Origin of the sequence: Thermosynechococcus sp. M3746_W2019_013 (assembly GCF_015296045.1) — a bacterium.
In the GTDB taxonomy this organism is placed as follows: domain Bacteria; phylum Cyanobacteriota; class Cyanobacteriia; order Thermosynechococcales; family Thermosynechococcaceae; genus Thermosynechococcus.
On the sequence record NZ_DVDW01000017.1, the window covers coordinates 73553 to 97957 of the forward strand.

Below are 24405 nucleotides of genomic sequence, written 5' to 3' on the forward strand. Positions count from 1 at the left end.
AATTGGATAGATTTTGTATAGATTCGCATCGCCAGCGAGGTGGAGGATGATTGAAAAAATTGCCATGGGTCTGTGGGCATTTTCAGCCGTCGGCCTGATTGTATTGGTCTTGCTCCACAGTCCGAAGGGGGATGGCCTCGGTGCTATTGGCGGTCAAGCTCAGCTGTTTACCAGCACCAAAAGTGCAGAAACCACATTAAACCGTGCCACGTGGACATTGACAGTGTTGTTTATGGCCCTCACGATTGCCCTCAGTGCCGGTTGGCTGCGCTCGATTTAGTTGAGGCGACGTGTCTTTCTCCTTTGCGATTCGTCCAGCGACGCCGGAGGATGTTCCCATCCTCTTCCAACTGATTCAAGCCCTTGCCGCCTATGAAAAACTCAGTCATGCAGTCAGCGGTACAGAGGAGGCGCTGCGGGAGCATTTATTTGGCGATCGCCCCTATGCCGAGGTACTCCTTGCCCATAGCCCTACAGAAATCATTGGCTACGCTCTCTTTTTTACCACCTATTCCACGTTCCTGACCCGCCCCGGCCTTTGGCTAGAGGATTTGTTTGTCCTCTCTGCCTATCGGCGCCAAGGGGTAGGCACTGCTTTACTGAAGGCATTGGTACGCCTGGCCAGGGATCGCGACTATGGCCGTATCGAGTGGACCGTCTTGGACTGGAATACCCCTGCCATTCAATTCTACGAGCGCCTGGGTGCCACTGTTCTACCTGAGTGGCGTATCTGCCGCCTGAGTGATGATGTCCTCAAGCACTTCGGAAGTCCTAACGAGCCTGGGTGAGCGGTCGCCCCAGATAGCGGCCAAGGGTGTAGGCCAACCATTCCAAATCTCTTGAGGTCACGTTAGGGGCCCTTTCACTGAGTTCAATGCTTTGGCTGCCGGCACGAATCACCAGTTTGCTCGACAGCTTTTGGCAATTGCCCTCCAGATCGCGGTACGTACGGCAGGGCTGAAATTCAATCTGTTCAATCAATTCAAGGGGGAGAATTTTGGGGTCACGCCAGCGGTAACCAAGGATATATTCGTAGCAACGCAAATCCCTACGGGTAACGATCAGCACCTGCTATCCCAATAGCATGTAAAGAATACCGCCAATGAGGCCTAAACCAACCACAAGGTGACCCGTGGCAAAAACAGCCATCAGCCACATCAGCCAATTGCCAGAAGCAATTGCTATGCTGTACCAGAACACTAAAAAAACATTCCAAACCACTGCAAAGAAGAATAGATTGCCATCGAATCCAGCAGGGGGAATTTGTACCAGCAGTCCTTGGGGGGTTTCCCTCACCCGTAGGCGGGAACCGCAGGGGGGTGTTTTTGTTATGAGCGAGGCATCGTTGGGTGACCTGTCCAATTGCTTTAGGGCTTGGCGAGCAGCGGTAGCAGAGCCAAATCACTCCTCAAGGGCGGGGGCGACCATTTTTTCAAGCCAGCGGATAAAAGGGGGACTCAAGGACACCAAAGGTTGAAACTGAACCCGCAGTTCTTTTTGGGGCAGCTGATCGGGGGGAGTGCCGGTTGCTAAATAGATGAGTGTCATTCCCAAGGCGTAGAGGTCGCTAGCGGGTAAGGTTTTACCGCCGAATTGTTCCGGGGGCATATAGCCATAGGTGCCAACCACGGTTTGGGCGCGGCTTGCTGTTGCTGTTTGTACTGCGCCAAAATCCACAAGATAGACCTTGCCCAGATCATGACCAGAGCGATCGCCCAAGAGAACATTTGTCGGCTTAATGTCGCGGTGAATGACGGGTGGTTGACGGCTATGGAGATAGATCAAAATATCCAGCAGGCGGTCAGCCAAAAGCCGCAAATCCTCTTCACTAAACACCCGTCCCTCTGCTTGCCATGTGGCGAGGGATTTTGCCTCAATGTAGGTTTGGACGAGGGCAAAGCCCTTGAGATCAGGGGTATTGATTTCAAAATAGTCGAGATAGCGGGGAATAGCCGGGTGATCCAAGGTTTGCAGGACAGCCACCTCCCGTTCAAAGACCTTAAAGTCATCCCATGTCATACCGCCGCCAAAAAGCAGCAGCTGGAGCACCACCTGTTCATAGCGGTACCGATCCAACGCCAGATAAGTCCGCCGCCCCAGATGACACCCCAGTTCGCGTAGGAGTTCATAGCGATCGCCGAGAATTTGACCAATCATCTCCGCCGCATCTTTTTCTTGCTGGTCAACCCTATCCTAGCGAGTGAGTTGCTGAAGGATCTCTGGGGCAATTTCTGCGAGCACTTTGAGGGCCTTGAGGCTGCCTTGAATCAAGTGTGCCGCCCCAAGGGGGTTGCGGAGCATGGCGGTAGCCAGTGCCCCCGGCCGCAAACTCCCCTGCGAATCATAGGCTTGACTCAGGTCGGGTAGGTCGCGATCGCCCCCGTCACTGATCACCCGCACCATCACCACCGGTATCCCCGCTAAAGCCCTCAGCAGCGGTACCCCCTCCATATCCACCACCTCCACCCCCCAGCGAGCCGCAAGGGCTTGTTTTTTCTGAGCCTTAGAAAGGATTTTTGCCGTTGTGATGCCTTTGACCCGTCGCCACGAAGGCTCCAATTTCCCGAATAATCTCTGGTCTAAAGAATACATCTGCCCTGCCTCATCCTGACAAGTGGTGTAGACAACCACTTCACCGACGCGATCATTAGGACGTAAGCCGCCACAGACCCCCAAGATAAGAACCATAGCAGGGGATTCCCTGAGGGCCTCAATCAATCCTGGTGTAGTCACTGCGGCCGCCCCTGCTCGTATGGGAATCATCACCTCCTTGGAGGACTTTAGCCCCCGTTGTACGGCTTGATATTCTGCCCCTTGGGGCACAAGGACAAGGCATGGAGTCATTGTTCTCTGATGGGTTTTCTTATGGGGAGTACTGCTGCTGCCCTGTTAACACCACCCGCCACGCTGGGAGTAGACATTTTCAAGTTCACTAACGGCTTCACTTTTGATAGGCCGATCGCGGGCAATTTAGAAACTGACCAATGGAAAGAGTGTCACACTCAAGCGTCCGCTATGGTAGACAGGAGGCATTTTCCGCCAAATCTGATACCGTTGTTAATTGTTGAAGCTATGTTATTGTTCTGGCAAATTGTGAGCTATCCCCGATTCTCCCTCAGGCAAGCTGGGCAACTGTCACAGGCCACCTAGACAAACAAAAAATGAGTATGATAACTATAGACTTTGCTCAATTGTTATTTGTGGAAGTCGTCCCCTGCTGGGTTGCGATCGCGAGGCCTCTTCGGAGAATCGTGAATTGACTGCCCGAGAGCGTTGGCCCGAGGAACGGTCAAAGATTGACTCAACGATCGATCAATGCGTGTAGGAGTGAACCCCCCTATGATTCAAATGGTGCTGGAGAACCCAGTTTCCGTCAAGGATGCTGAGCGCTTTTGCCAAGAGATACTCCCCCAAGTCTCACGCACATTTGCCCTCAGTATTCGTTTCCTCCCCGGAAACTTGGGTCGGGCGGTTCTTGTGGCCTATCTTATCTGTCGCATTGCCGATACCGTTGAGGATGATCCGGTTGCCAGTATTGCCGCCAAAACAGCCCTATTGGATCACCTACTGGAGTGTTTTGACAGCCCCGCCCTGGCCAATAGCTATGGTGAAACGGCACGGGGGGTTCAAGGGGAGCCAGCCCATGTGCAACTGGTGAAACATACGGGACTCGTCTTTGCCCTCTACCGTTCTTTACCCCGTACGTCCCAACAGCACGTCCAACGCTGGGTCAGCGAAATGGTGCATGGGATGAAAAAGTTTATTAACCTCTATCCCAACGGCATTCGCATTCAGACCCTCGATGAATATAAAGAGTACTGTTACTACGTTGCAGGTACGGTTGGCTATCTCCTGACGGATCTGTGGTACGAACACTCCCCCAGTATTGGAGCCGATGAATACCAAGTGCTGCTCAAGCGCTGCGCTGCTTTTGGCGAAGCTCTCCAAACAGTGAACATTCTCAAGGATATTGCTTGGGATGCAGAGCACGAAAACTCGATCTATATTCCCAATGAATCCCTAATACTTCAAGGCAGCAGTCATCAGTCCATTCTCAGTGCCGAGCATCTTCAGCAAAATCATGCAGCCATTAAAGAATTGATTGCCCTCGCTTGGCACGATCTCGATGAAGCCCAAGCCTACTTGCTATCCGTACCCAAGGCGGCGATTCCGATTCGTCTTTTCTGCGTCTTACCGCTGCTTTTTGCCTATGCCACCCTGCGGGAGCTCACCCACTCAACGGCGATGCTCCAACCGGGGGGTGGGGTTAAAATTAGTCGTGCAGAGGTGAAATCCCTCATGGTTATGGGGCCTTTATCTATTCTCAGTAACCACGGTCTCCGCTGGTTAATTGGCCAAGTGCGGCAGAAGCCTTTTATCCTTGGCGGCCTCTAGGGAAGTGTGTCAAAAAAGCCAATACTTAGGAGAGCCAGAATCCGTTACGATAAGGAGAGAGGGTACAATTGTTGCAAATCTTCATAAATTGACATGGATTGTATTATTCACCGCCGTGCTGAGTTTGCCGCCAGTCATCGCTACTGGCTGCCGGAATGGTCTGACGTAGAAAATCGGGCTCGGTTTGGTGGAAATAGTTACTTTCCCGGTCACGGCCACAACTACGAACTGATTGTTTCGACAAGGGGCACGGTGGATGACTTTGGAATGGTGCTGAATCTGTCTGAGGTCAAGCATGTTATCCGCCGTGAAGTCATTGAACCCCTGAATTTTTCCTATCTCAACGAGGTGTGGCCAGAGTTTCAAGCCACGTTACCCACGACTGAGCATATTGCGCGGGTGATTTGGGATCGACTCTTTCCCCATTTACCCCTTGTGCGCATTCGCCTGTTTGAACATCCCCGCCTTTGGGCGGACTATACGGGAGACCCTATGGAAGCCTATCTTTCTGTTGGTACTCACTTTAGTGCGGCCCATCGCCTAGCCCTTCAGGACCTCAGCTACGAAGAGAACTGCCGCATCTATGGCAAGTGTGCCCGCCCCCACGGCCATGGCCACAACTACCACGTGGAGATTACGGTTAAGGGCTCTATTCATCCGCGTACCGGCATGGTTGTGGATTTGGTCAAGCTCGAGGAAGTCCTCAGGGAACAGGTGATTGAACCTTTGGATCACACGTTTTTGAATGAGGATATTCCCTACTTCGCGACGGTGGTGCCAACGGCAGAAAATATCGCCATTTACATTGCCCAGTTGTTGCAGGAGCCGATTCGCCAATTGGGTGCGACGCTTCATAGGGTAAAGTTGATTGAGAGTCCCAATAACGCTTGCGAAATCCTCTGCGAAGAATTGCCCCCTCGAAATGAGGGGATCAGTGCTGCTCTACCGGTGTTGGAGCGAGCCTAGATGATGTTGAGCAATATCCCTTGGCTACTGGCTGCCAGTTTACTGATGGCAACACTGCTTATCTATTTCCCCTACATTTTTGTGGTGGTAGGACGCCTGCAGGCAGGCTTTGATATGGCGGCTCCCCGTGCCCTTTTTGAGAAGCTCCCTCCCTTTGCGCAGCGGGCGGTATGGGCCCATGAAAATAGCTTTGAAACCTTTATGCCTTTTGCTGCGGCGGTGCTGCTAACCCTCTTTGCGGGTGTGAATGATGCAACGGTGGCGATCGCCAGCCTTAGTTTTGTCGTAGCTCGCTTTTTATACAGTATTTGCTACATTGCCAATTTTCCCTTAGGGCGCTCCCTGATGTTTGGTGTCGGGACGGCAGCCACCCTGACGCTTTTTTGGCAAAGTCTTACCACCCTCGCCACTTAAGATAGTTTAGTTTATTGGGGTAGATGCACCAAGCATAGAGTACTCTCAATGTCTATTGATAATCTTCGCACCCTCTACCAGCAGGTTATTCTGGACCACTATAAGAAACCCCGCCATCGGGGTCGCACCCAGCCTGTGGATCGCCAGCAACGGGGACATAATCCCTCCTGTGGAGACACGATTGATTTAACCGTTGCCCTACAGACAAATGAGCAGGGCGAAACAATCATTAAGGATATTCAGTTTGAGGGGGAAGGCTGCGCGATCGCGATGGCCTCAGCAGACTTGATGGCCGATGCCCTGCGGGGTCAGCCCGTCAGTCGCGCCCTTCAAATGGTGGAGCAGTTCCAAGCCATGATGAAGGGGCAATTTGAGTTTCCCCCAGAATTCCGGAAGCTGAATGTGATGCGGGGGGTGGCTCAGTTTCCCGTACGGATTAAGTGTGCCACCTTGACCTGGCATACCCTCCGCGCAGCCTTGCAACAAGATCAAGCCCCTGTGAATGGCTTTGTCAGTAATGAGGAGGAACAGTAGTGCTGACCCCCACTGATTTTGCCACCTATAGCCGCTGGGCAGGCATTGCCACCCTTGCCATGACCGGCTTGACTGCACTCGCTTTTGTTTTTCGCTGGGGTGTGCGCTTTCGCTTTGTCGGTATTAGTGGGTTTCTTGGTGTTGTGACGGTCGGACTCTTTGCCCTGAGTATTGTGCCGATTGTTCACTCCCCAGTGCCTGGTGCCGGCAAATACACCCTCGTCTATGACAATGGTGCCACTCAAGCCGTGATCACTGTTCCTGCCGACATTGACTTCAGTACCCTTGAAGCAACGCTAGTACAAGCAGCCAATGATTTATTTTCCTTGGGACGGCTAGGCCGAGGGGGCGATCGCCTGACCGTGATTGCCCGTACTATCCAACATCCTGAACCGGGGGTAAGTGAGCCGGTCATTTTAGGGGTGGCTACGCGGTCGTTGAGCGATCGCGCCGATACAAATGTAACGGTTAAACTGCTGCAAGATTAGCCTTGTGTATGCTAAACTAGTAAAGCCAAGGACGCATAGCTCAGTTGGTTAGAGCACCACGTTGACATCGTGGGGGTCACTGGTTCGAGTCCAGTTGTGTCCATAACCAACCAACTGTTTTAAATAAATCTAGAAAGAAGGATTTTTAAGCAACCTATTTACTAGGCCTCAATTCATTGGTTCTGGTATAGGCAAATCCAAAGCTACTGCATAGTTTGGCGCTGCCCTTGACAAATAGCTGGCTGAAACTCTTGCCAATTTCTACGCACCTGTTCATAACATTGAGGCGGGGCGATCGGTAAGTTCTTCAGATAGAAAAACGTTACTCGATTAAAGGATTCCAAGAGGAATATTAATTCGGTAGCTGGATGGTAAGAATCCACTGCTTCCAAAATGTGGGCAGTCATAAAGTGATGGCGCAAAATCACAGTATCAGGAGCGGCTAACCAAGCATTTAAGAAGGGAGCAAGGCGGGAACGGGGAACAAAGTGGGTTCGGAAAGATTCCCCTGCAATGCCAAACTCAGGAGAATTGGTACTGCAAATAACCACTCCTCGCTCACCCCATAGGTAACCTGCCCAAGCGTTATATCCAAGTACTAACAAATTCGTGGCAATAAAGGCTTGCTGCCAATGTGGCATTTCCGATAGTTCATCCATTAGTTTCTCCTTAAGAGAGCCATTCAGGCCAGAACTGGACTCAACAGGATTAGGATTGCCCCTGGACATAACAGTCCTTCGCTGAGATATCGCGGTTGCTTAGGAAGTTGATATTGCTAATTCCTACCGATGACCAAAAGTCCAACTGTGTAGGGTAGGCCACCGATAGGAATTGAGCCCAGCCTCTCAATCACTGTGGGAAGGAATGCCATTGTCAACCCTAAACACCATCTCTTCCTCACCGACATCCGGAATATACTGCTAAGGGACCTGGGTTTTGCCAGGAGCTACAACAGAGTGTCTAGGCGTTATTTTGAGATTGCATCGCCTCTTGCCGGATAGTTCTGGTGGCTTCTACCATATTTTTCAGGGATGGAATCACTTCCTCCCAGCGGCGCGTCTTTAATCCACAATCAGGGTTGACCCAAATCTGTTCAGGGGGTAAATTTTCAACTGAAGTTCGGAGCTGTTGCACTAGCTGCTCAACACTGGGCACCGCTGGGCTGTGGACATCATAAACACCGACGCCGACTTGATGTCTGTAGCCGGCATCCGTAATTTGAAATAGGGTCTCATTGTTGCTGCGGCTATTTTCAATTGACAACACATCCGCATCGAGCCGCTCGATGTGCTCAATGATGTCACCAAACTCGGAGTAGCACATGTGGGTGTGAATTTGGGTCTCAGGCTTAGCAACGCCAGCAGCTAACCGAAACGCATCCACAGCCCAAGACAAATACTCATTCCAGCGTTCTGCTTTCAGGGGTAGCCCCTCCCGCAGGGCAGGTTCATCAATCTGTATTATCTTCGCACCGGCTGCTTCCAAATCCGCAACTTCATCTCGCAAAGCAAGGGCAATCTGCATTGCCTGTTCACTGCGAGGAATGTCAGTGCGGGTAAATGACCAGTTAATCATAGTGACAGGCCCAGTCAGCATCGCCTTAACAATTTTGTCGGTGAGGGATTGTGCCACCTTAAACTCGCGAACGGTCATTGGCTGAGTGCGGGCAACGTCACCATAAATAATTGGTGGACGTACACAGCGGCTGCCATAGCTTTGCACCCAACCGTGTTCTGTAAAGGCAAATCCAGAGAGCTGCTGGCCAAAGAACTCGACCATATCGGAGCGCTCAAACTCACCGTGCACCAACACATCTAGACCCACTTCCTCTTGTAACCGGATGCACTTGGCAATTTCCTCATCGATTGCTGCTTCATACTCGGCTTGGGTAATTTCATGCCGTTTTAACTTCACCCGCAGTTGCCTAACCTCGGCGGTTTGGGGAAATGATCCAATCGTTGTCGTTGGAAAGGGCGGCAGGGTTGGCTGGAGTGTTCGACGTTGCTCGTAAGGCAGCGGGCGCTCTAAATCACGCACACTCAGATTGCGAAGCCGCGCCTGTACCGTTGGATTGACAGGGCTAAATTGCTCAAAAGCTTGCCATTGAGCTTGTATGGCTATGAATTCGGGGTTTTTCGTTAAGATTTCGCGATGGGTTCCATCATTGCTATTGAGCACCTGAGCCAAGAGGACTACCTCATCCAGCTTTTGCTCAGCAAAACTCAAGACCTCTCGCAGAGGCTCTGGTAGCTTGACCTCTCGCTTTGCATCATAGGGGACAAATTGCAGGGAAGATGAAGGATGTAGCCGAATATTGGCGGTGATGCTTTGAATCGTTTTCAAGGTTGACAACACCGATTCAGGCCGAATTTTCCAAATATTGCGGCCATCAATAATTCCTACCCCCAACTGCTTATCTGCTGGGAAGCCATGCTGTTGCAGCAGGGCTAGGTTGTGCCCACGGGTAAAGTCTAAACTGATGCATGTCACAGGTAACTCCATCACCCACGGCCAGGCTGCCCCTAGGTCATCAAAGTAGGTCACAAGATGGATCGGTAGGTTGGCTTGACGCAGTGTATCAAATGTGGATTGATAGAAGCTCTTAAGGCTATCAGCGTCTTCTAAGACCAAGGCGGGTTCGTGTATTTGCACTTCAACGACACCTAGATTTTTGAGTTCCCTCAACAGGATGAGATAGCGATCGCCCAAGTAGGAAACAGCTTGCTCTAGGTTCGTCTCTAGCCGACTGAGCCGTAGGAGGGTGAGAGGCCCCAGCACGATTGGAACGGCGCGATCGCCCAAGAGGGTTTGAGCACGACGAACAGTTTCTAGGAAATCACTGAAGTCAGTTGGTTGAAAAGACTCACTAATTTCAGGTACTAAATAGTGATAGTTGGTATCAAACCACTTAGTCATCTCAAGGGCTGGAATACCATCCTTGCCCCTTGCCATTGCAAAGTATTGATCCAGACCTGTAAAAGAGCGGTACCGCTCTGGAATGATGCCAAGCCGGATGCTCCAATCTAAAACAGAATCGTAAAGACTCAAATCACCAATACCAATGCGATCAATGCCCGCCTCAAGCTGCTTTTGCCAATTCTGCAATTCAATGTCTTGCGCTTTTTTGAGCAAAGCTTCTGCATCCAGTTGATTGCTCCAAAAGGCTTCTAGGGCCTTTTTTAACTCACGGTTTTTGCCAATACGGGGATAGCCTAGGGTTGCGGTTTGAATGTTCATCGTTTGCCTAACCTAAATTGTGTAGAATTGTGTAAGTCCAATGGAGAAGCTAGCTGCTTCCGGATTCAGAAACAGCGCCATTCAGGAACTCGCGGAGATGGCTAACTAAAATCCGCGAAAAGTCGGCAAAAAGCTAGTTGCCACCTTTACACCAGCAGCACTACTCCCTAGCAGCAGTTGGTTAAACTCAGATAGTTTGGCCTCGGGGGGTCAAAGCTTGAAGTTCGACAGTAATAGAAATCAAAAAAACTTGCTTTTATCATCTGTACCTCGCAGATGTTGACGTATCGGGTTGACCACTCGGCGGGCATTCTGACTTAGAGAGGGATATCTCTCCTCACAGCTGCGGGACAGCGGCAGATTCACACTGCACTTTCCCCCTTACGTCTGATGGCTGATCCCCACCAGAACCGAGCAACTAAGTGAACCATAGCATAACCCAGCGGGGATATCAAAGCAAATCCCAAGGAAGCCAGCTCTTGCTCAACAGAAGTAACAACTTTGGGTGATGAATCCGGATCTGGGAATGTCATTGTAGGTTTTAAGTTTAGCCCAGGCAGCCGATGGGGGGTCACAGGGGGTCTCCCTAGGCAAGTGAAGGTATAATCGAAGTGAAAATGATTTTCACTTTCTGTCGCCAGCTCGTTGCTAGAATCGCCATGTCACCTTTTTTCCAGCCCTTGCCTCCCCGTCTTGAGCAGATTGTCCAACGTTTTCAACAGATCCCAGAGCAGCGACGGCGCTATGAGTATCTACTTTCATTTGCGAGGTGCCTACCCCCTTTCCCTGAGGAGCAAAAGGTACCGGAAAATAAAGTTCCCGGCTGCGTCTCTCAGGTATATGTGACTGCTAGTTTGCAGGAGGGGAAAGTGATCTTTCAGGGAGATTCTGACTCCCAGCTCACTAAGGGATTAGTGGGGCTGTTAATCGAGGGGGTAAATGGCTTGACTCCGGCAGAAATCCTCCAGTTAAAGCCTGATTTTATTCAGCGAACGGGCCTCGAAATTAGCCTAACCCCCTCGCGGGTGAATGGTTTTTACAACATTTTTCGATTTATACAAAAGAAAGCAATTGCCTATTATTTGCAGGAGTCTGGATCAGATTCTAGAGTGCGGACGGAGGGACTTGAACCCACACACCTTGCGGTACTAGAACCTAAATCTAGCGCGTCTGCCAATTCCGCCACGTCCGCAGCAAACCTAGTTTAGCGCAATTTTAGCCGGGGGCGATCGCCCCCCTCGTCGAGTTTAGTAATGGTTCCCTACTTTGCGATGGTGAACAGCGGTCATGCCATCGGGCTTGGAAACGCGGCCACTGTCAACGGTGCTATAGACAATCCAGTGATCGTGGGCATCCAGACGACTGACAACAGTGCATTCCAGATAGGCAAGGGCGTCGGCCAAAATCGGACTGCCATTACTGGCGGGATAGGTTTTCACATGGGCAAAGCGATCGGCCCCTGGGGGGAATCGTTTCAGGAAATGGCGCATCAGGGGTTGGTAGTTCCCCTCTTCGAGAACGTTGAGGACAAAGGTATCCCCCACATGCAGAAATGACTCAATTGCCCGATCCTTGGCCACGGCAATGGAAACCCCCAAGGGTTCGGTACTGGCCTGCGCTACCCAAGAGGCCAACATGGCACTGTTAATGGCGCCTTTTTGGGCTGTGATAATGTACAGGCCGCCACTGAGGCGACCAAGGGCCTTATCGAGATCAGTGTTTAGGGCCTTCATTTGCTTGACTGTGCGATCGCGCAACAGCCATTGACCCATGTCAGTGCCTGCTTCTTCCGCCTGTTGAAAGAGGGCATCGGTGGGGGTGGCGGTTACCTGAATCACTGGAAATGAGGGCACTAGACCGGCATCCCGAAATTGGTTGAGCAGCGGATAGGCGGGTTCAGCATCGGCCACGCCACTTTCAAAGACACCAATGGCCTGTTTGGCGTGGGCGGCAGCGCGAATTGTACTGAGGGCCGTTTGAGCCACAGCGGTCGCCGGTGGTGTGCCGATAATAATTCCAGCGGCAATCTCCGTCAGTTCACGAATATCTTGAGGTTCAGCCGTGAGCAGATCCATTTTTTCAACCACCACCCCTGTTTTGGCGGCACCCCGTTCAATGGCCTCTGCCAAGGCATTGCTATAGCCATAGTTGGCAGCATAGAAAATGGCTACGGTTGTAGCGGCCTTAGCCTGCTCTTGGCTCCAATTGCGGTAGGACTCCAGCCATTGATCCAAATGATGGCGCAATAGCGGACCGTGACCAGTGGCAACGAGCTGCACCGGTGGCAGGGGTTCTAGGCGCTTGAAGGCGGAGAGAACAGAGCGGGCATTGGGCCCCATGAGACAGTCGTAGTAGAACTTGAAATCTGGCGCCAGCAGTTCTGGCTCGCTGTCAAAGGGATCATCGTTGCAGAAGTGAGCGCCAAAGACATCGCAGGTAAAGAGCGTCTGGGTGCCGTGGTCGTAGGTGAGGATGGTGTCTGGCCAGTGGAGATTCGGTGCCATGACAAACTCAAGAACATGCCCTTTCCCTAAATCAAGGCGATCGCCATTTTTCACCTGCTGCTGACTAAAGGGCTGATGGATCAAATCCCCAAGAAACTGCAATGCCACCTTTGAGGCCACCACGGTTACATGGGGGGCTTTGGTCAATACGTCCTTGACGAGGCCACTGTGATCGGGTTCGGTGTGGCTGACGATGAGATAGTTCAAGTCACTGGGGTTCACTAGTTGCCAGAGTTGATCGAGGTAGCGATCGCCAAATTTGGCATGGGAAGTATCCACAAGGGCAATGCGTTCACCCTTGATTAGAAACGAGTTATAGGTGGTGCCGTTTTCAAGGGCAAACTCAATATCAAAGCGATCGCGATCCCAATCTAGGCAACGAATTGCCGTCGTCTCAGGGGCAATGTCCAACACCTGCAGGGTTAAGCGGGGTGGGCGTTTGGTCGTAGTGACGGGCATAGGCAGTTCCTCAATCTCTGGGACTACCTTTTATCCTGACATATGAAGAAAGGTAACAGGATTCAAAGTTTTTAATAGCCGTGATAACACCCTAACACCCTTTATAAAGGACTGATAAATAACAATCCTTATTCGGGTTCGAGGGGCGCCATTGTCAGGCCCGCCCGCAAAAGTTGCTCATGGTACAGTTCTGCCTGTTCTTGGGGACCCACCCAAACAATGGCTTGGCCTTCGTAATGGACTTGGTTCGTTAATTCCCAAGCGCGATCGCTGGTCATGTTGGGAATGTACTTCATCAAACAGGCAGCCACGTGCTGAAAGGTATTGAAGTCATCGTTAAGGACAATGACTTTGTAGTTGGGGTAGTGTTTGCGGGTAACCTGTTGCCGTTCTTGAGGAACAACACTCGGCATAGACCAAGTTAGGATGGTAAGGGTACCGTCTCCTAGTTTAGCTGATGGCAAAGCAATTGGGTGCAATCAGGACATTCAAGAAATTTCTATGCTATGGCTAAACTGAGAGTTAAGGACTTGGGGACATTTGTGATGACGGCAATGAATGTGTTGGGAACCCCCTTAGAGTGCTGCTGTCAAAATCCACTCACAGGATTCTATCGGGATGGTTTTTGTCGGACGGGGGCGGGGGATGTCGGTGCCCATGTGGTCTGTGCAGAAATGACGACAGCATTTCTCACGTTTACCCGTTCGCGGGGCAATGATCTTTCGACCCCTGTGCCTGCCTATCAATTTCCGGGGTTGAAACCGGGCGATCGCTGGTGTCTGTGTGCCTCCCGTTGGCGTGAAGCCCTTGAAGCAGGTGTTGCTCCCCCTGTGATTCTAGAGGCCACCCATGTCAGTGCCCTTGAGTATGTCTCCCTAGAGGATTTGAAAGCCCATGCCCTCGGTGGTAACCAGCAACCGTGAGCTAGGGAATACTTGGATATGCCTGATCCAGAATCTGATTTTCGCCTAGATCCTCGCTATGTTGCGGGTTTGGCTGCCTTTAATCGCGGCGATTATCAACTGGCGATCGCTGCCTTCAAAGCAGTCATTGCCAGCTACGGTCAACGCCGCGAAGGTCTGAAGGCTCACCTGCACCTGATTAAAGCCTATGCCCACACTCACCAATGGCAGGAGGCCATTGATCTGTGCCAACTCTTGGCGCGATCGCCCCTGCCACCAATTCGGGCTTGGGCACAAAAACATCTACCAGCACTAGAACGCTATATGGATGAGGAACCGACCTCCCCCCATCTTGTATTTGTTGCGGCAAAGGCTTCCAATCCACCCATGGAACTGCGGCAGGTGCCTCGCATCTATCTGTGGCTAAGCCAGGGGGCAACACTGCTGCTAATTGCTTGGCTGCTGCAAGGGGTGATTGCTGTCATTCTCAGTGAGGTCAATGAGCAACTGGGAGTCCTGCAGGGCTGGGAAGGGCTGATGGCGTGGTTTTTGGTGGGTTGCTTGGGGCTGGGGCTGCTCAGTGGCGGCAGTTGGCTGTGGTCGTGGCGATTGAGCGCCTGTTATGGTCTGCGTCCTGTTAGTCCTGGCGAACTTGAGGAGTATAGTCCCGAAACGGTGATGCTCTTGGGGCGTTTGCCGTGGTCATGGTGGCAACCCCGTCCCCAAGTGGCCTGTCTGATGACGGCAGCACCGGTGATTTTTAGCTATGGACGGTGGCAGCGGCGAATTATTGTCAGCGAAGGTTTGTTGCGATCGCTCTCTAGGGAGGAACTGCTGGCTCTAATGGCCACTGAAATTGCCCAACTGCGGCTGGGGCTCAATACGCTAGTAACGCCCCTTGTACTGCTGTTGCAACTGCCCTATGACGTTTACTATTGGTGTAGCCGTTGGGGGGATCGCCATGCACCTCCCTACAGCCGCCAGTGGCAACAAAGACTCCTTAGGGGAACGGTTTATGGTTTGTGTGCCCTCCTGAGTCAGGGGAGTTATCTCCTATTTCGGGGGCTAGAATTGCTCTGCTTTTGGAGCAATCAACTGCGGCAGTACTATAGCGATCGCCAAGCCGCCGCCCTGGTGGGGAATCCCAATACCCTTGTGATGGCTTGGTTGCGCCTCATGGAAGTCACAGCAACGGCCGTGCGTGCCCAAGGCGAAATCGGTGCTTCCCTAGAATCCCTGCGCCTGCTTCTGCCTCTAAACCCCACCCAAGCCGCCCTGTGGGGCGATCAACCCCTCGATTGGCCAGTGCTGCTCCAGTGGGATACCGCCCACCCTCTGCGGTATTGGTTTCGCTTGACCTCTTCCCATCGTCCCCTTGGACTGCGCCTGCAAGCCCTGATGACCTATGCGCGGCAATGGCAACTGGATCCCCTGCTTTCCCTACCCTCTGCCTCCTCCCCTCGCTGTCAACGGGCTTGGCAACAACTTGCTCCCTTCTGGGGGGCGATCGCCGGCCTTGTTGTCGCCCTCATACTCACAGGTATTGGCCAACTTGCCCTGTGGCTGGGTCCGGTCGCATTTCCCCTTTGGTGGTTAGCCGATGGGTTGACGCTGGCGCGGGGCTTCATTGCCATTGGTATTGGTTTAGGTCTGCTTCTGCGGTTCAATGCCTACTATCCCCTGCGACAACCGCAAACCTACACCCTGAGTCAACTCCTCCATTATCCCTCGGCCCTGCCCCTCGACAGTATCACCGTGGAGCTGAAGGGAAGGTTGTGTGCAGCTAAGGGCTTGCGCAATGGCCTCGGACAGCACCTGTGGCTGGAGACGGATCATGGCTTGTTTCTGCTGCGCTGCTGGCATAGAGCTTGGGGGCCGATTTGGCCAATCCTTGAGCCAGCCTATCTCAAAACCTTGTCGGGGCGATCGCTAGTGATTCGCGGTTGGTTTCGACGGGGTACCCTGCCCTTTGTGGAAGTCCAAGAGTGGCACTCCCCAGACCACCAACGAAAACGATTGTGGGCAGCTCCCTATTGGGCGATCGCCACTGCCACGCTGTGGATTCTCTACGGCATCATGACACTATTGGGTTGGATCTAGGCCATGGAACTTTCCCAAGCCCATCTGCGCACTCTGCAAACCTGTCCACGGCGATATCAGTACCGCTATCTTGAGAGCTTGATGCTGCCAGAGGCCACACACTTGATCCAAACGGCAGCCCAAAAGCGCGGTCGCGACTTCCACCGCTTGCTCCAACAACATTTTCAAGGACTCGATGTCAGCCCTATTCTTGAGGTTCAGCCCGAATTAAAATCCTGGTTTGCGGCCTTTCAAGCAACCCCACCGCCGATGATTGCAGGTCAAGGGGAAGCAGAACATCTGCGCAGTCTGGGCTGGCAGGAGTTTACCCTTGTGGGCATTTATGACTACGTGATTTTTGGCCAAGGGCAAGCACAAATCCTCGACTGGAAAAGCCATGCCCACCCACCCGCCCCAGAAATCCTCATCCACCATTGGCAGACTCGCCTCTACTGTTATCTTTTAGCTGCCACCAGTCCCTACTCCCCCAGCCAGATTTCCATGACCTACTGGTTTCCTCGAGGAGAGAAGGGGGCGAATTTCTATACCTTTCCCTACGGAGAGGCAATGCATGAGGAAACCCGCCAGATGCTACAGCAGTGTTTTAGTCAATTGCGCCAATGGCTGCGAGCCTATGAACAGGGGCAAAACTTACCCCAAGTTCCCGAAGCGAAGAGGCAGCAATACTGCGATGGGTGCCCCTTTTGTGAGCGTTGCCAGCCCAGCTCTGTTTCAAGTCTTGATCCGTTTCTAGCCGTGTTCAAAGACTTGGGTGTAACCTGCCAAGTCCAGATCAACGATCGCAGGCAGGCAACTTAGGGCCGTCTGGAATAACTCAAAGCGTTCTTCCCGTTTTAACATCGCGGTTAGTTGCTGCCGCAGAGGAATGAGATAGCGCACATCATTGGCGGCATAACGCAGTTGATCTTCCCGCAGTGCCATGGCATTGCCCCAGTCAGAGCTTTGGGCCGATTTATCAATTTCCACCCCCAGCAAATCCAAAACCAAATCCTTAAGGCCGTGGCGGGGTGAATAGGTACGGGCAATCTTGCTGGCAATTTTGGTGCAGAAGATAGGATGAACACGGATACCCAAGTGGTAGCGCAATGTGGCCAGATCAAAGCGAGCATAGTGGAAGATTTTGGTAATGCGGGGGTGCTCTAGGAGTTGCTGAAGGTGGGGTGCTTCTTTTTGTCCGCGGCCAATCTTGACCACTGCCACTTGCCCTTCGGGGTCACACACCTGCACTAAACACAGGCGATCGCGGGGGATATTCAAGCCCATTGTTTCCGTATCCACAGCCAACTGATCGGCATTCAGAAAGTGCGCCAAGGCAGTGGTACTCAAGTCGTAGTCAAAGCACTCCAGGGGAAATTCCAGATCCATGATTCACTCGCAAACTAGGTCGGGGGCAATTCTGAGGACTGCTCTTTGGCAACATCAATGCGTTCCAATTGCCAGAGAATTTGGTTGCTTTCACGGCGTACCCGCGAGATCTGCCAGTTGCGCCATACCCATTCTTCACCGCGACTGGTGACGGCACTGGCGTGCACATCCATCAATTCTGCCAATTCGCCACTAGTAATCAAGTATTTACCAGCCGCCAATTCATCGGCAATTCGCAGTGTCACAATTAGTTCTTCAAGGCGGGCACGGCGCTCAGACCACTGGGGTGATTTTCCCCCCAACCATTCACCGTCACCATCAAGCCCCAAGGATGGTTGCACCATGGTTTTTTCTCGCGATTGACCTTGCTCCAAAAATCTTAGCGAGAAATGGTGATTTTTTGCCCATTGGGGCGATCGCCCGCAGTGGCGAGGATAGGGTTAGAATAGTTTTAAGATTTATTAATTAAACCGAGCGTCATGACGGCAACCTTGACCTGTGCATCCACCCTTCACGAGCGAGTTGCAACGATTGCCCGCCGCCTTGGTATTGAGAAGTTTGACCTGGGTGGCTCCCATGTGGATGAGGTGAGTGTCCAAGTGCAGCAGGGAGAACCCAAACAGGTGAAGGCCTCCCAGCGATCGGGTATTACCGTGCGCGTGTGGAACTCAGCAGGTCGCCTAGGGGTGGCCAGTACCACCCAATTGGACGATCGCGGTCTGGAAACCGCCCTAGAAATGGCAAAAGAGGCCAGTGCCTTTGGGGTGACAGAGGACATCCCCGACTTTAGCCCCCTGGCCACTGCACCCCTTGGCGAGACAACGGTAACGACACCTGATGTGCCCCTTGCTTCGGCAAAAACCCTCTTGGATCAATTGATTGCTGCGGAGCGAGAACTGCTGAGCCGACATCCGGCGATCGCCAGTGTCCCCTACAATGGCCTCAGTCAGCGGCGCCTCGAACGCTTTTATCTCAACAGTGAGGGCGCCAATCGCCAACAAACCACCACCACCACCACCCTCTACCTCTACAGCAAAACCGATGAGGCGGGTCGCAAACCCCGCAGTGCGGGTGCCATTCGCCTGAGTCCCGACCTTGAACATTTAGATATTGCCGGCTGCATTGATGAGGTGGCCGACAAAACCCTTCGCCATCTGGCCTATGAACCCATTGCTTCGGGTCAATACCCGGTACTGTTTTCGGCCGCCGCCTTCCTCAGCTTGCTCAACGCCTTTAGCAATCTCTTTAATGCCCAAAGCATTTTGGATCGCCAGAGCCTCTCCACACCGGAGTCTCTGCATCAGGCGATCGCTAGCCCCCTTCTGAGCATCTATGATGACGCTCGCCACCCTGAAAATGTCGGTCAACCCCTGTTTGATGGCGAAGGCACACCCACCCGCCGCATCCCTTTGATTGAGCAGGGGGTTCTCACAGGTCTCTACCACAGTGCCGGTACTGCCCGCCGTTTTCAAACCCAACCCACGGGGCATGCCAACCTGGGAGCAAAGGTGACGGTGAGTGGTCACTTCTACGATGTTGCCGCGGGCGCAGGGGGCGATCGCGCCGATGGCCTTGTCTGGATTGATGAACTTCATGCCCTGCACGCCGGTGTTAAAGCGCTCCAAGGCTCATTTTCCTTGCCCTTTGACGGTTGGCTCTTGCGCAACGGCGAAGCCATTAGTATTGAAGCAGCCACTGTAGCTGGAGACATTCGCAGCCTGCTGAAAAATATCTGCCATCTGGGCACTGAGGTGGAAATCACCCCCTACGGCTGTTGTCCGCCCGTGTGGGTGAGTCCCCTTGCCATCACCGGTGAATAGCTAGACTTGCATCAAGTCGAGACTGCGGGAGGTGCCCAAGCGCGTGGCACCCGCATTGATGAGTTCAAGGGCTTGCTCACGGGTACGAATGCCGCCAGAGGCCTTGATGCCCACGCGATCGCGACTCAGGCGCTTAAGAAGACGCACATCGGCAACCGTTGCCCCACCGCGCCAGCCAGTACTGGTTTTCAGGAAGGCCACCCCAGCATCCAAGCAAATATCCACCGCCAGTTGCTTTTCTGCCTCCGTGAGCACTGTGGTTTCCAAAATTGCCTTGACCGTCACCCCCGTTTCAGCACAGATTTGGGCAATATCGCGATAGACAGCCTCTGTGTTTCCCTCCTTCAGCCAACCCCAGTTAATGGCCACATCCAATTCCGTTGCGCCACTGTCAACCGCCTCTTGCGCCTCATAGAGTTTGGTCGGACTGGTGTGGGCACCACTGGGAAAGCCAATGACAGTACAGACTTTCACAGGTGTACGATGGAGTAATTGGGCTGCAGTCTTGACCCATACGGGCATCACACAGACAGCAGCAAACTTCCATTGCTCGGCCTCCCCACAGCAACGTTCAATATCCGCTCTGGTTGCCAAGGGGTCCAGCTGGGTATGATCAATGTAGGGCGCAAGGTCAAACAAATCATGCTCCGTCATAGAGACTTTCCAAGTACAACCCTATTTTCAGTACTTGAATAATAATAAAAACAGGGCGGAAAATGAGACCTGCGGAGATCGGTTCTCCCACCCCCTACTTAAAATTCACCGCTGCTAGATTAAATCTAGGTTATCGCAGGCAACAACACCTGTGGACCACACTATCTCTTTGGGAGGACACTTTATGGAGCCAACCATGAACCCTCGCAACCTTCAGGAAAGTGCCGATTCCCTCTGGAACTATCTGCAAAGTTTGGATGCAGAAGTGGTGGCTCGCCTGTCCCGTCCCGCGTCGCCAGAAATGGCTATTGTGATGGAACGCCACATTGGTAACCTGCTGGGCTACTTGCCACCGGAGGGGTTTGAGGTTTCCATTACAACCAATCGGGAGCACCTTGGGCGTCTCTTGGCTTCGGCAATGATGAGTGGTTACTTCCTGCGAGGTGCCGAACAACGCCTTGAGTTCGAGCGATCGCTCCAAGCAGCGGCTCAAGCGGAAGACAGCAAATAATCCATGCCAACGGTACAGGACAGGGGGGGCGGGTACGCATTACCTGCCCTTCGTTTTGCCCTCTTAAATTGGTATCAGCAGCAGGGGCGGGACTTACCTTGGCGGCACACGCGCGATCCCTACGCCATCTGGGTCTCAGAAATCATGCTCCAGCAAACCCAAGTGGCCACGGTGATTCCCTACTACCAGCGTTGGCTGGCCATCTTTCCCACCCTTCCCGATTTGGCCGCCGCGGAGCTAGAAACGGTTCTGAAACTGTGGCAGGGACTCGGTTACTATGCACGGGCACGGCACTTACATCGCGCTGCCCAACAGATCATGACCCATCACGCCGGCAAGTTTCCCCGCACCTACGAAGCTGTGGTGGCATTACCGGGAATTGGCCGCAGTACTGCAGGTGCGATCCTGAGTGCCGCCTTCAACCAACCCCAGCCTATCCTCGATGGCAATGTCAAACGGGTTCTTGCCCGTCTTTACGGACTCACGGTTCCCCCAAAGCAAGCGGAAGCCCAACTGTGGCAGTGGTCAGCACAACTGCTGTGTCCCCAGTCTCCCCGCGATTTTAATCAAGCCCTCATGGATCTGGGGGCAACGATCTGTACACCCCGCCAACCCCTGTGTCATGCTTGTCCTTGGCAGCGCCATTGCTTGGCCCATCGCCACCAGTTAACCCATGAGATTCCTCGCAAAATGAGCCGTTCCCCCTTACCCCACAAAAAGATTGGCGTCGCGGTGATTTGGAATGAGACAGGTCAGATTCTCATTGATCGCCGGCCACCGACGGGTCTATTGGGAGGACTATGGGAATTTCCGGGGGGCAAAATTGAACCCAACGAGACGGTTCAGGAATGTATTCAGCGGGAAATTCGTGAGGAATTGGGGATTGAGATTCGTGTTGGCGAGCACCTAATTGACATTGATCATGCCTATACCCATTTCCGGGTAACGCTCTATGTTTACTACTGTCAGCATCTTTCAGGAACTCCTCAGCCTCTGGGATGCGATGCCATCCGTTGGGTGACCCCTGAGGAATTGCAGCAGTTTCCCTTCCCCAAAGCCAATACCGCTATTATTCAGGCCATTCACGAACGGGGCAGGCCCACAGCCTAGGCATTTTCAAGGACACCCTCAGCGGCCGCCTCATCCAAAAACCAAAGGGCATTGCCAGTAATCAGCCGCGCCGGATAGAGATGGGGATCACCGGTATCGGCAAAAATATGGCGCAGGGCAGTTTGTTTATTAGCGCCGCTCACAAGAAAAAGAATTTGGCGGGCATGGTTAATCAGGGGAACGGTAAACGTCAGGCGAGACTGACCATCCTTGTTGCCCACGGTCATCAGGCGATCGCTCACCGTCAGGGCTGTTGTGTGGGGAAAAAGGGAAGCCGTATGGCCATCGGGCCCCATCCCCAACAAAATCAGATCAAAGCTGGGAAATTCTCCTTCAGGGGTGCCAAAGGTTTGGCGCAGGAGTTGCTCATAGCGATCGGCAGCGGTCTGCGGATCCGCATCCTCCGTGGGCATTGGGTGAATCTGGTCTCTAGGAATCGGTACATGATTGAGCCACGCCTGAAGGGCCATCCCCGCATTGCTATCGGGATGATCGAGGGGCACATAGCGTTCATCGCTCCAGAAAACATACCACTGTAACCAAGGAGTATCCGCACCAACCAGGCTTTCGTAGAGGGGTTTGGGTGTCTTACCACCGGCTAAAGCAACTGTGAATCGTCCTCGTTGGGCGATCGCCCCCCTCGCCTGCTCAAGAACAAACTGCCTTGCCGCCGTCGTCAGGGCAGCCAAATCTGGAAAAACACGTCCATTGGGTGTTGGCATAGGGGCATCCTCCTAATTAGATCCTAATTAGAGCGAATCACACCATCAGTTACTGTGCCCAGTCCAGGACTGGAAAAGGGATCCGCATTGCCGCGCCAGTTAAATCCATTGATACGAAATAGAATCGCACCCAGCCGATTATCCAAGTTATAGCGAAAAATCACCCCATAGGTGCGCCGACTATATTCCACAATGATGTCTGTATCAAAGATCCGGCCCGTGTCCACATTAATTTTCATCTGTGTCCCTACTCGCAGAGGACCGTAAATCTGCTGCAACAATCCCACATTCAAGACAGTAAAATCAGTAATACGATCAAAAATAAATGGTGAGGATGGCTCCCCCAGCGTCTGTGTAAATCCCAGATTAAAACTTGTGTAATCCAACCAGTTGCGGGAAAAATGACCCACTTGACCGCGAAAACCTGCCCCTGCAACTAAGGCGGGTTGAGTACTGCCATTGGTGTAGTAGTTAGCTGCACCGCCCAACTGACTATAAAACTCCAGGAAGGGTTGTACAGGACGTGGGCTATAGCGCAGCCCTTGGGTTTGTGTCGGCGGTAGGGGGGTACCCCGCCAAAGGGGCAGGGCCCAGTTAAGACTTGCGGCAGCTTGAAGACGGCCTAGGCTGGGCTTAGGGGGTAGGGATGGATCATCGCTGGCCGCCGTGACGTATTGTCCTCCCACCAGATAATTGAGGGCTAGGCCTTGAGTTAAGGGAATGTCTGTACCACTGAGCGTGCCCCCAAGGCTACTGCTAATTTCCTGCTCCCCAAGGGAATTAAAGACGCGCTGGCGATAAATGGCAGACACGGTCAGGAGATGGCGTGCACCAAGATTGTGGAACAGGTCTATTCCTGCCCGTGAGGTACGTGGCCAATCACTGGGGTCTAGGGTGTTTAAGAAACCGTAACCCCGCAGGCGGGTTTGGGAGGTGAAGCGATGCCCCACTTCGATCGCCCCGCCATAACTATTGGCGTCAAAGAAATTAAAGTCATTGCTAACGATCCGTTCTAGATAAATAGATGGTAGAAAAGTGACTTGGGTATTGGGGGTATTGATTGCTCTGTAGCGATAGAGAAGAAATAGCCCACCGCGATCGCGCTCATCATAGCCAAACTCAAAGGGCAGAATCTCATAGGGACGACCCACAACAAATTGCCGCAGGACAATGGGTAAAGCCACGCGCTGATCAAAAACAATCCTGCCTCGTCGAACTTTTAGCAGGGTTTCATCATCGGCACGGACAAGGGGTTCTGCTATTGCTTCCTGTGCCCGTGCTTCAAGTTCCGGAGGATTAAAGGGGTCATTGGTGATCCGAAGATTAGTTGCAAACCAACGGCGGCCATCAAACTCCAAGCGATCGGCCTCAAAGCGCAGGCGATCCAAGCTTTCCGTGGCGGCGGCTTGGGGCTCCACCTGCTGTTGGCCAAAGCCGGGGAGAGTCCTAGGGGGTAGAGAGTCAGGAGAAAGGGTCAGGTTCAAGTCCCGATTCACCCTGGCAGCACTGACAACGCCGCGGGCATTCGTGAGGGAGCCTTGATCCAGTCTCAGGTTATACTCCAAGCGATCGCCCTGTAGGACTTGATCACCGCGGGTAATTGTTACATTCCCTTCCGCCACCAGAATTTGGGCGTCAATATCCGTTTGAATGCGATCGGCGCTAAGTTCGGCTTCCTTGAATCGCAGGAAAACATTGCCAATGGCATTGAATAACCGCCGCAGCAGGTCAAATTCTTGGCGATCCGCGGTCACCTCTAAGGGTTGATCACGGACAACAGAGGTTTCAGAATTTGCCTGCCCCAGGGGAAAGGGGGCTGTAAAATCAGGTCTTGGCTCAGGGCTGATCGGCGTTGTATTGCTTAGATCAGGGGCTACCGTTGTTCCAAGTAAGTCTGCTTGTGAGGTGCCGATAACCGCCGTCAATTCTGCGGGTTGGGTAGGAGGGGGCAGACTAGCAAAAAGGGGTAAGAACAACAACGGTCAAACTTCCTCACGACCACTGCCTAGTTACCTTACCCGATGCCTGCCCCCTTTGGCGAGGATTACTCGAGATCCTTGCGCTTGGGATTACGAGCTGGGTCACCCGAGAGGAACCCGAAAACAAACAGCAGTACAAAGAAGGTTACAACGACATAAACGGTAATCTTGAGTGTTTCCATGATGTTGTGTTTTTCGTAGCGTCAACTTCTGATCATACGGGATGAGGGACTTCCTCGCATCCC

26 protein-coding genes, 2 tRNA genes, 2 pseudogenes and 1 riboswitch are annotated in these 24405 nt (G+C 52.8%); of the genes and pseudogenes, 15 read left to right on the plus strand and 15 right to left on the minus strand.

Annotated elements, in window-relative coordinates:
* Positions 1-46: 46 nt before the first annotated feature.
* Positions 47-280, plus strand: coding sequence for a preprotein translocase subunit SecG (secG, locus tag IGQ16_RS03450; RefSeq protein ID WP_024124116.1), 234 nt, complete (start codon positions 47-49; stop codon positions 278-280).
* 10 nt (positions 281-290) lie between these two features.
* Entirely contained in the window at positions 291-788 is a 498-nt protein-coding gene (locus IGQ16_RS03455) for a GNAT family N-acetyltransferase (protein ID WP_024124117.1), read from the plus strand.
* Here IGQ16_RS03455 and IGQ16_RS03460 read toward each other — a convergent pair.
* The 4 genes from IGQ16_RS03460 to IGQ16_RS03475 form a co-directional block, all read right to left on the minus strand.
* A complete protein-coding gene (locus IGQ16_RS03460) occupies positions 772-1068 on the minus strand; it encodes a hypothetical protein (protein WP_297060272.1) in 297 nt (98 codons plus the stop codon). The two genes, IGQ16_RS03455 and IGQ16_RS03460, sit on opposite strands and share 17 nt — an antisense overlap.
* A gap of 3 nt (positions 1069-1071) precedes the next feature.
* A complete protein-coding gene (locus IGQ16_RS03465; RefSeq protein ID WP_297060274.1) occupies positions 1072-1296 on the minus strand; it encodes a hypothetical protein in 225 nt (74 codons plus the stop codon).
* Positions 1297-1401: 105 nt separating this feature from the next.
* Positions 1402-2157 (minus strand): serine/threonine-protein kinase, encoded by a 756-nt coding sequence (locus IGQ16_RS03470; RefSeq protein ID WP_297040354.1) that lies wholly within the window; start codon positions 2155-2157, stop codon positions 1402-1404.
* A gap of 36 nt (positions 2158-2193) precedes the next feature.
* Positions 2194-2844 carry a hypothetical protein gene (locus IGQ16_RS03475; RefSeq protein WP_024124118.1) on the minus strand — a complete coding sequence of 217 codons (651 nt, stop codon included), beginning with the start codon at positions 2842-2844 and terminating at the stop codon, positions 2194-2196.
* 495 nt (positions 2845-3339) lie between these two features.
* Here IGQ16_RS03475 and IGQ16_RS03480 point away from each other — a divergent pair, with 495 nt between their 5' ends.
* The 6 genes from IGQ16_RS03480 to IGQ16_RS03505 all read left to right on the plus strand — a co-directional run bounded on the left by IGQ16_RS03480 (position 3340) and on the right by IGQ16_RS03505 (position 6900).
* Positions 3340-4395, plus strand: coding sequence for a phytoene/squalene synthase family protein (locus IGQ16_RS03480; protein ID WP_024124119.1), 1056 nt, complete (start codon positions 3340-3342; stop codon positions 4393-4395).
* A 93-nt stretch (positions 4396-4488) separates the two neighbouring features.
* On the plus strand, positions 4489-5361 hold the full coding sequence (locus IGQ16_RS03485) for a 6-carboxytetrahydropterin synthase (RefSeq protein WP_297060277.1): 873 nt from the start codon (positions 4489-4491) through the stop codon (positions 5359-5361).
* Positions 5362-5775, plus strand: a complete 414-nt coding sequence (locus IGQ16_RS03490) for an MAPEG family protein (RefSeq protein ID WP_297041427.1) — start codon at positions 5362-5364, stop codon at positions 5773-5775. It abuts the gene before it with no gap.
* A gap of 48 nt (positions 5776-5823) precedes the next feature.
* Positions 5824-6309, plus strand: a complete 486-nt coding sequence (gene sufU, locus IGQ16_RS03495) for a Fe-S cluster assembly sulfur transfer protein SufU (protein ID WP_024124122.1) — start codon at positions 5824-5826, stop codon at positions 6307-6309.
* Complete coding sequence (locus IGQ16_RS03500; RefSeq protein ID WP_024124123.1) at positions 6309-6797, plus strand: Ycf51 family protein; 489 nt, start codon at positions 6309-6311, stop codon at positions 6795-6797. Before sufU ends, IGQ16_RS03500 begins: the two co-directional genes overlap by 1 nt.
* 29 nt (positions 6798-6826) lie before the next feature.
* Positions 6827-6900 (plus strand) — tRNA-Val (locus IGQ16_RS03505).
* Positions 6901-7000: 100 nt separating this feature from the next.
* Here the strand turns inward: IGQ16_RS03505 and IGQ16_RS03510 are convergent.
* Positions 7001-7456: a hypothetical protein gene (locus tag IGQ16_RS03510; RefSeq protein WP_041428937.1), complete on the minus strand. Its 456-nt coding sequence runs from the start codon at positions 7454-7456 to the stop codon at positions 7001-7003.
* Between the two features lie 301 nt (positions 7457-7757).
* Entirely contained in the window at positions 7758-10034 is a 2277-nt protein-coding gene (gene metE / locus IGQ16_RS03515) for a 5-methyltetrahydropteroyltriglutamate--homocysteine S-methyltransferase (protein ID WP_297041431.1), read from the minus strand.
* Positions 10035-10318: 284 nt separating this feature from the next.
* Positions 10319-10464: riboswitch (cobalamin riboswitch) on the minus strand.
* A 229-nt stretch (positions 10465-10693) separates the two neighbouring features.
* Between metE and IGQ16_RS03520 the strand changes: the two are divergent.
* Positions 10694-11107 (plus strand): annotated as a pseudogene (locus tag IGQ16_RS03520) (SufE family protein); the annotation flags it as partial.
* A 37-nt stretch (positions 11108-11144) separates the two neighbouring features.
* Here IGQ16_RS03520 and IGQ16_RS03525 read toward each other — a convergent pair.
* From IGQ16_RS03525 to clpS, 3 genes are all read right to left on the minus strand, one after another.
* A tRNA-Leu gene (locus tag IGQ16_RS03525) sits at positions 11145-11226 on the minus strand.
* A gap of 55 nt (positions 11227-11281) precedes the next feature.
* The gene (locus tag IGQ16_RS03530) at positions 11282-12997 is read right to left on the minus strand and encodes a diflavin flavoprotein (protein WP_024124126.1); all 1716 of its coding nucleotides are present in this window, start codon (positions 12995-12997) and stop codon (positions 11282-11284) included.
* A gap of 128 nt (positions 12998-13125) precedes the next feature.
* Entirely contained in the window at positions 13126-13410 is a 285-nt protein-coding gene (clpS, locus tag IGQ16_RS03535; protein ID WP_011056930.1) for an ATP-dependent Clp protease adapter ClpS, read from the minus strand.
* Between the two features lie 129 nt (positions 13411-13539).
* Here clpS and IGQ16_RS03540 point away from each other — a divergent pair, with 129 nt between their 5' ends.
* The 3 genes from IGQ16_RS03540 to IGQ16_RS03550 are packed head-to-tail and all read left to right on the plus strand — an operon-like array spanning position 13540 to position 16797.
* The gene (locus tag IGQ16_RS03540) at positions 13540-13920 is read left to right on the plus strand and encodes a DUF2237 domain-containing protein (protein WP_071823289.1); all 381 of its coding nucleotides are present in this window, start codon (positions 13540-13542) and stop codon (positions 13918-13920) included.
* 18 nt (positions 13921-13938) lie between these two features.
* Positions 13939-15999: a zinc metalloprotease HtpX gene (locus IGQ16_RS03545; protein WP_024124128.1), complete on the plus strand. Its 2061-nt coding sequence runs from the start codon at positions 13939-13941 to the stop codon at positions 15997-15999.
* A gap of 3 nt (positions 16000-16002) precedes the next feature.
* Complete coding sequence (locus tag IGQ16_RS03550) at positions 16003-16797, plus strand: PD-(D/E)XK nuclease family protein (protein ID WP_024124129.1); 795 nt, start codon at positions 16003-16005, stop codon at positions 16795-16797.
* Here the strand turns inward: IGQ16_RS03550 and IGQ16_RS03555 are convergent.
* Together IGQ16_RS03555 and IGQ16_RS03560 are read right to left on the minus strand one after the other, a co-directional pair.
* Positions 16729-17364, minus strand: coding sequence for a ribonuclease H-like domain-containing protein (locus IGQ16_RS03555; RefSeq protein ID WP_024124130.1), 636 nt, complete (start codon positions 17362-17364; stop codon positions 16729-16731). The two genes, IGQ16_RS03550 and IGQ16_RS03555, sit on opposite strands and share 69 nt — an antisense overlap.
* Before the next feature lie 14 nt (positions 17365-17378).
* A pseudogene (locus tag IGQ16_RS03560) lies at positions 17379-17627 on the minus strand (hypothetical protein); the annotation flags it as partial.
* Between the two features lie 216 nt (positions 17628-17843).
* Here IGQ16_RS03560 and IGQ16_RS03565 point away from each other — a divergent pair.
* Positions 17844-19184 (plus strand): TldD/PmbA family protein, encoded by a 1341-nt coding sequence (locus tag IGQ16_RS03565; protein WP_024124131.1) that lies wholly within the window; start codon positions 17844-17846, stop codon positions 19182-19184.
* On the opposite strand, the gene deoC is transcribed toward IGQ16_RS03565, so the two are convergent.
* The gene (gene deoC / locus IGQ16_RS03570) at positions 19185-19838 is read right to left on the minus strand and encodes a deoxyribose-phosphate aldolase (RefSeq protein WP_024124132.1); all 654 of its coding nucleotides are present in this window, start codon (positions 19836-19838) and stop codon (positions 19185-19187) included. It lies immediately after the preceding gene.
* A gap of 196 nt (positions 19839-20034) precedes the next feature.
* Here deoC and IGQ16_RS03575 point away from each other — a divergent pair, with 196 nt between their 5' ends.
* Positions 20035-20349: a DUF760 domain-containing protein gene (locus IGQ16_RS03575; RefSeq protein WP_225871774.1), complete on the plus strand. Its 315-nt coding sequence runs from the start codon at positions 20035-20037 to the stop codon at positions 20347-20349.
* A gap of 3 nt (positions 20350-20352) precedes the next feature.
* Positions 20353-21459 (plus strand): A/G-specific adenine glycosylase, encoded by a 1107-nt coding sequence (gene mutY / locus IGQ16_RS03580; protein ID WP_297040941.1) that lies wholly within the window; start codon positions 20353-20355, stop codon positions 21457-21459.
* Here mutY and pgl read toward each other — a convergent pair.
* The 3 genes from pgl to IGQ16_RS03595 form a co-directional block, all read right to left on the minus strand.
* On the minus strand, positions 21456-22181 hold the full coding sequence (gene pgl / locus IGQ16_RS03585; protein WP_024124135.1) for a 6-phosphogluconolactonase: 726 nt from the start codon (positions 22179-22181) through the stop codon (positions 21456-21458). The genes mutY and pgl overlap by 4 nt on opposite strands.
* A gap of 23 nt (positions 22182-22204) precedes the next feature.
* Positions 22205-24157: a DUF3769 domain-containing protein gene (locus tag IGQ16_RS03590; RefSeq protein WP_297060280.1), complete on the minus strand. Its 1953-nt coding sequence runs from the start codon at positions 24155-24157 to the stop codon at positions 22205-22207.
* A gap of 68 nt (positions 24158-24225) precedes the next feature.
* Complete coding sequence (locus tag IGQ16_RS03595) at positions 24226-24342, minus strand: photosystem II reaction center protein I (protein WP_024124137.1); 117 nt, start codon at positions 24340-24342, stop codon at positions 24226-24228.
* Positions 24343-24405: the final 63 nt, after the last annotated feature.

Excerpts from the sequence above, each read along its gene's own strand:
- secG (WP_024124116.1), top strand. The coding sequence starts at position 47 with ATGATTGAAAAAATTGCCATGGGTCTGTGGGCATTTTCAGCCGTCGGC.
- IGQ16_RS03470 (WP_297040354.1), bottom strand. The coding sequence starts at position 2,157 with ATGATTGGTCAAATTCTCGGCGATCGCTATGAACTCCTACGCGAACTG.
- IGQ16_RS03475 (WP_024124118.1), bottom strand. The coding sequence starts at position 2,844 with ATGACTCCATGCCTTGTCCTTGTGCCCCAAGGGGCAGAATATCAAGCC.
- IGQ16_RS03480 (WP_024124119.1), top strand. The coding sequence starts at position 3,340 with ATGATTCAAATGGTGCTGGAGAACCCAGTTTCCGTCAAGGATGCTGAG.
- IGQ16_RS03485 (WP_297060277.1), top strand. The coding sequence starts at position 4,489 with ATGGATTGTATTATTCACCGCCGTGCTGAGTTTGCCGCCAGTCATCGC.
- IGQ16_RS03490 (WP_297041427.1), top strand. The coding sequence starts at position 5,362 with ATGATGTTGAGCAATATCCCTTGGCTACTGGCTGCCAGTTTACTGATG.
- sufU (WP_024124122.1), top strand. The coding sequence starts at position 5,824 with ATGTCTATTGATAATCTTCGCACCCTCTACCAGCAGGTTATTCTGGAC.
- IGQ16_RS03510 (WP_041428937.1), bottom strand. The coding sequence starts at position 7,456 with ATGGATGAACTATCGGAAATGCCACATTGGCAGCAAGCCTTTATTGCC.
- metE (WP_297041431.1), bottom strand. The coding sequence starts at position 10,034 with ATGAACATTCAAACCGCAACCCTAGGCTATCCCCGTATTGGCAAAAAC.
- IGQ16_RS03530 (WP_024124126.1), bottom strand. The coding sequence starts at position 12,997 with ATGCCCGTCACTACGACCAAACGCCCACCCCGCTTAACCCTGCAGGTG.
- clpS (WP_011056930.1), bottom strand. The coding sequence starts at position 13,410 with ATGCCGAGTGTTGTTCCTCAAGAACGGCAACAGGTTACCCGCAAACAC.
- IGQ16_RS03545 (WP_024124128.1), top strand. The coding sequence starts at position 13,939 with ATGCCTGATCCAGAATCTGATTTTCGCCTAGATCCTCGCTATGTTGCG.
- IGQ16_RS03550 (WP_024124129.1), top strand. The coding sequence starts at position 16,003 with ATGGAACTTTCCCAAGCCCATCTGCGCACTCTGCAAACCTGTCCACGG.
- IGQ16_RS03555 (WP_024124130.1), bottom strand. The coding sequence starts at position 17,364 with ATGGATCTGGAATTTCCCCTGGAGTGCTTTGACTACGACTTGAGTACC.
- IGQ16_RS03565 (WP_024124131.1), top strand. The coding sequence starts at position 17,844 with ATGACGGCAACCTTGACCTGTGCATCCACCCTTCACGAGCGAGTTGCA.
- deoC (WP_024124132.1), bottom strand. The coding sequence starts at position 19,838 with ATGACGGAGCATGATTTGTTTGACCTTGCGCCCTACATTGATCATACC.
- IGQ16_RS03575 (WP_225871774.1), top strand. The coding sequence starts at position 20,035 with ATGAACCCTCGCAACCTTCAGGAAAGTGCCGATTCCCTCTGGAACTAT.
- mutY (WP_297040941.1), top strand. The coding sequence starts at position 20,353 with ATGCCAACGGTACAGGACAGGGGGGGCGGGTACGCATTACCTGCCCTT.
- pgl (WP_024124135.1), bottom strand. The coding sequence starts at position 22,181 with ATGCCAACACCCAATGGACGTGTTTTTCCAGATTTGGCTGCCCTGACG.
- IGQ16_RS03595 (WP_024124137.1), bottom strand. The coding sequence starts at position 24,342 with ATGGAAACACTCAAGATTACCGTTTATGTCGTTGTAACCTTCTTTGTA.